This window comes from Planomonospora antibiotica, assembly GCF_014647955.1.
Taxonomy (GTDB): domain Bacteria; phylum Actinomycetota; class Actinomycetes; order Streptosporangiales; family Streptosporangiaceae; genus Planomonospora; species Planomonospora parontospora.
Genome location: NZ_BMQE01000110.1, coordinates 1 through 4,094 on the forward strand (window position 1 = coordinate 1; position 4,094 = coordinate 4,094).

The following is a 4,094-nucleotide window of genomic DNA, read 5'->3' on the forward strand; positions in this document are numbered from 1 at the left end:
CACCAACGCCACCTGAGCGAACTCCGTCCGCCCCAGCACCTCCGCCGCGCCCCCGCCCCCGGCCTCGCCCTCGTGCTCGGCGAACATCAGCTCCCGCAACGACCGCCCCAGCTCGACGTCCGCCACCGCGCACACCGCATCCAACGCATCCGCGAACACCGGGAACGCCGCATACAACTCCCGGCCCATCCCCGCCCGCTGCGCCCCCTGACCCGAGAACAGGAACCCCGTCCGGCCCTCGGCGCCCACCGACCCCGTCACCGCCCCGCCCGGCACCCGCCCATCGGCCAGCTCCCGCAACCCGGCCAGCGCATCTTCCCGATCGGCGGCCACCAGCACCGCCCGGTGCTCCAGCGCCGCCCGCGTCGTCACCAGCGACAAACCGACATCGGCCAGACCCGCCTCCGGACGATCCGCCAGATGCTCCGCCAACCGCCCCGCCTGCTCGAAGAGCCCCTTCGGGGTCGCCGCGGACAGCATGAGCGGGACGCGCCCCGGCCCGGCCTCCGGCCGCTCCGGAGTCGCAGGGACCTGCCCGGAAGCGGTCTCCTCCTCGACCGCGGGAGGCTCCTCGATGATCATGTGCGCGTTGGTGCCGCTCAGCCCGAACGACGACACCCCCGCCCGGCGCGGATGGCCGTTCTTCACCCACTCCCGCGCCTCGGTCAGCAGCTCCACCCGGCCTTCCGACCAGTCGACCTGCGGGGTGCGCTCCTCGGCGTGCAGCGTCTTGGGCAGCACGCCGTGCCGCATCGCCATGACCATCTTGATCACACCGGCGACACCCGCCGCCGCCTGGGCGTGGCCCATGTTCGACTTGATCGAGCCCAGCCAGAGCGGCCGGTCCTCCGGCCGGTCCCGGCCGTAGGTCGCCAGCAGCGCCTGCGCCTCGATCGGGTCGCCCAGCCGGGTGCCGGTACCGTGCGCCTCGACGGCGTCCACGTCCTTCGCGGAGAGTCCCGCGACGGCCAGCGCCCGCTGGATCACCCGCTGCTGCGACGGGCCGTTCGGCGCGGTCAGCCCGTTGGAGGCGCCGTCCTGGTTGATCGCCGTACCCCGCACGACGGCCAGGACGGGGTGCCCGTTGCGGCGCGCGTCCGACAGCCGCTCCAGCAGGACCAGGCCGAGTCCCTCCCCCCAGCCGGTGCCGTCGGCGCCCGCACCGAACGACCTGCACCGGCCGTCCGGGGACAGACCCCGCTGCCTGCTGAAGTCGATGAAGACATCCGGGGTGGGCAGCACCGTCACGCCGCCGGCCAGCGCCATCGTGACCTCTCCCTGGCGCAGTGCCTGGCACGCCATGTGCAGCGCCACGAGGGAGGAGGAGCACGCGGTGTCGACGGTGACGGCCGGGCCCTCGAGCCCGAGGGTGTAGGCGACGCGACCGGAGGCGATGCTGCCCGCGCTGCCGTTGCTCAGGTAGCCGGCGAGGTCGTCGGGCACCTCGGCCAGGCGGCTGCCGTACTCGTTGTACATGATGCCGACGTAGACGCCCGTCTGGCTTCCCCGCACCGACTTCGGGTCGATGCCCGCCCGCTCGAGCGTCTCCCAGGACGCCTGGAGCAGCAGGCGCTGCTGCGGGTCCATCGCCAGCGCCTCGCGGGGCATGATCCCGAAGAACTCGGGGTCGAACTCGGCCGCGTCGTGCAGGAACCCGCCCGTCCGGACATAGGTCTTCCCCTCCGTGCCCGGCTCGGGATCGAACACCCCCTCGACGTCCCAGCCGCGGTCCGCCGGGAAATCGGTGATCGCGTCCCGGCCTTCGGCGGCCAGCCGCCAGAGGTCCTCCGCGGAGCGGACGTCTCCCGGGAAGCGGCAGCTGATCGCGACGATCGCCACCGGGTCGTCCTGCTGCGCGGCGGGGACGGGGACCGCGGGAGCGGCCCCCTCGGCGACGGTTCCGGAGAACCTGGTCGCGAGATACCCGGCCACGGAGCGCGACGTCGGGTAGTCGAACACGAGGGTCGCGGGCAGCTTCAACCCGGTCGCCGCATTGAGCTCGTTGCGCAGCTCGACCGCGGCGAGGGAGTCGAACCCGAGTTCTCTGAACGCCCGGTCAGGACCGACCGCCTCGGGTCCGGTGTGGCCGAGGACCTTGGCCACATGGCCGCGGACCACCTCCAGCAGCAGGCGGTCCCGCTCCGCGCCGGCCAGTCCCGCGATCCGCCGCCCCAGCGCGTTCCCGTCCGCGTGCCCTTCCCCGGAGCGCACGGTACGGCGGGCGGCGCCGCGTACGAGGCCTCGGAGCAGGGCCGGTAGGTCGCCGCCCCTGCCGCGCAGGGCCGTACGGTCGACCTTGACGGCCGCCAGCACGGGCTCGTCCGCGAGGACGGCCGCGTCGAACAGGGCCAGACCCTCCCGCACCGAGACGGCGGGCAGGCCCAGGCGGCTCACCCTGTCCAGGTCGGCGGCGGTGAGCTCTCCGCCGAGGCCGGTGTTGACCTCCCAGAGGCCGTAGGCGACGGCGGTGGCCGGCAGGCCCTGGGCCCTGCGGTGCGCCGCCAGCCCGTCCAGGAACACGTTCGCCGCCGCGTAGTTGCCCTGACCCGCCGCCAGCACCATCCCGCCCGCCGACGAGAACAGCACGAACGCCGACAGGTCCATTTCCTCCGTCAGCTCGTGCAGGTACCACGCCGCATCCGCCTTCGGCCGGAGCACCGCGTCGATCCGCTCCGGCGTCAGCGTGCCCACCAGCCCGTTGTCGGCCACCCCGGCCGCGTGCACCACACCCCGCAGCGGATGCTCCACCGGAACCGCCGCCAGCAGATCCGCCAGCGCCTCCCGATCGGCCACGTCACACGCCGCCACCGTCACCCGCGCCCCCAGCGCCTCCAGCTCGGCGGCCAGCTGCGCCGCACCCGGCGCCTCCAGGCCCCGCCGACTGGTCAGCACCAGCTGCCGCACCCCGTGCTCGGTCACCAGGTGCCGCGCCACCAGCGCACCCAGACCACCCGTGCCACCGGTCACCAGCACCGTGCCGTCCGCATCCCACACCGGAGCGGACCCGTCCGCACCCGGTCGGCCCGCAGCCGCCTGATCGACCCGCGTGTCCGCCGAGGTCTCCGCCGCCACCCGGCCCGACGGGACAGGCGCCGAGGCCGCGCCCGGCACCCGCACCAGGCGCGGCACCCGCAGCTCATCGCGCCGCAGCGCCATCTCCGGCTCGTCCGAGGCCGCGACCGCCGGAACCAGAACCGAGGCCAGAACCGACCCGGCCACGCCGCCACCGGTGTCCCGGCCACCGGCCCCGACCTCGATGCCCACGTCGACCAGTGCGAACCGGCCCGGGTTCTCCGCCTGCGCCGCCCGTACCAGACCCCACACCGGAGCCAGCCGCACATCGACGTCCTCACCCGGCAGCGCCACCGCACCCCGGGTCACCACCACCAGCCGCGACGACGCGAACCGCTCCTCGGCCAGCCACGCCTGCACCACCCCCAGCACCTCGCCCACGACCGACCGCACCGCCTCGGGCACGTCCGTCTCGGGCACCGGGCACTCGAACACCACCGCCTCGGGCACCTCGGCCCCCTCCGGCAGCGCTCCCCACCGCGCCCACGGCACCGGGCTCGACGGCACCGGAACCGGGACCCACTCCACCCGGAACAGCGAATCGGAGAGTCCTCCGCGGGCGGCGTCGAGTTGTTCGGCGGAGACCGGCAGGGAGACCAGGGAGTCCACCGTCGCCACCGGCCGGCCGGTCTCGTCCGCGATCTCGATCGCCGAGACCTCCTCGCCCCGCAGCCGGTGGATGCGCACGCGCACGGCCGAGGCGCCGGCGGCGTGCAGCGTCACCCCGTTCCAGGTGAAGGGCAGGAGCGTCGCTCCTCCGTCCGGGTCGCGGTCGACGACGAGGTCGGCGTGCATGGCGCTGTCGAGCAGCGCGGGGTGCAGCCCGAACCTGCCCGCCTCCTCACGTTCCTGCTCCGGCAGCGCCACCTCGGCGAACACCTCGTCCCCGCGCCGCCAGGCCGCCTTCAGCCCCTGGAACGCCGGGCCGTACCCGTAGCCTCTGGCCAGCAGGTGCTCGTAGGCGCCGTCCACGTCCACCGGCACCGCACCCGCCGGAGGCCACTGGGTCAGGTCGAAGGAGG

Annotated in this window: 1 protein-coding gene; it reads right to left on the reverse strand. The window is 74.6% G+C overall.

From position 1 onward, the window contains the following. A partial coding sequence (locus IEZ06_RS35455; protein WP_189241045.1) for a type I polyketide synthase occupies positions 1-4,094 on the reverse strand: 4,094 nt, incomplete at both ends.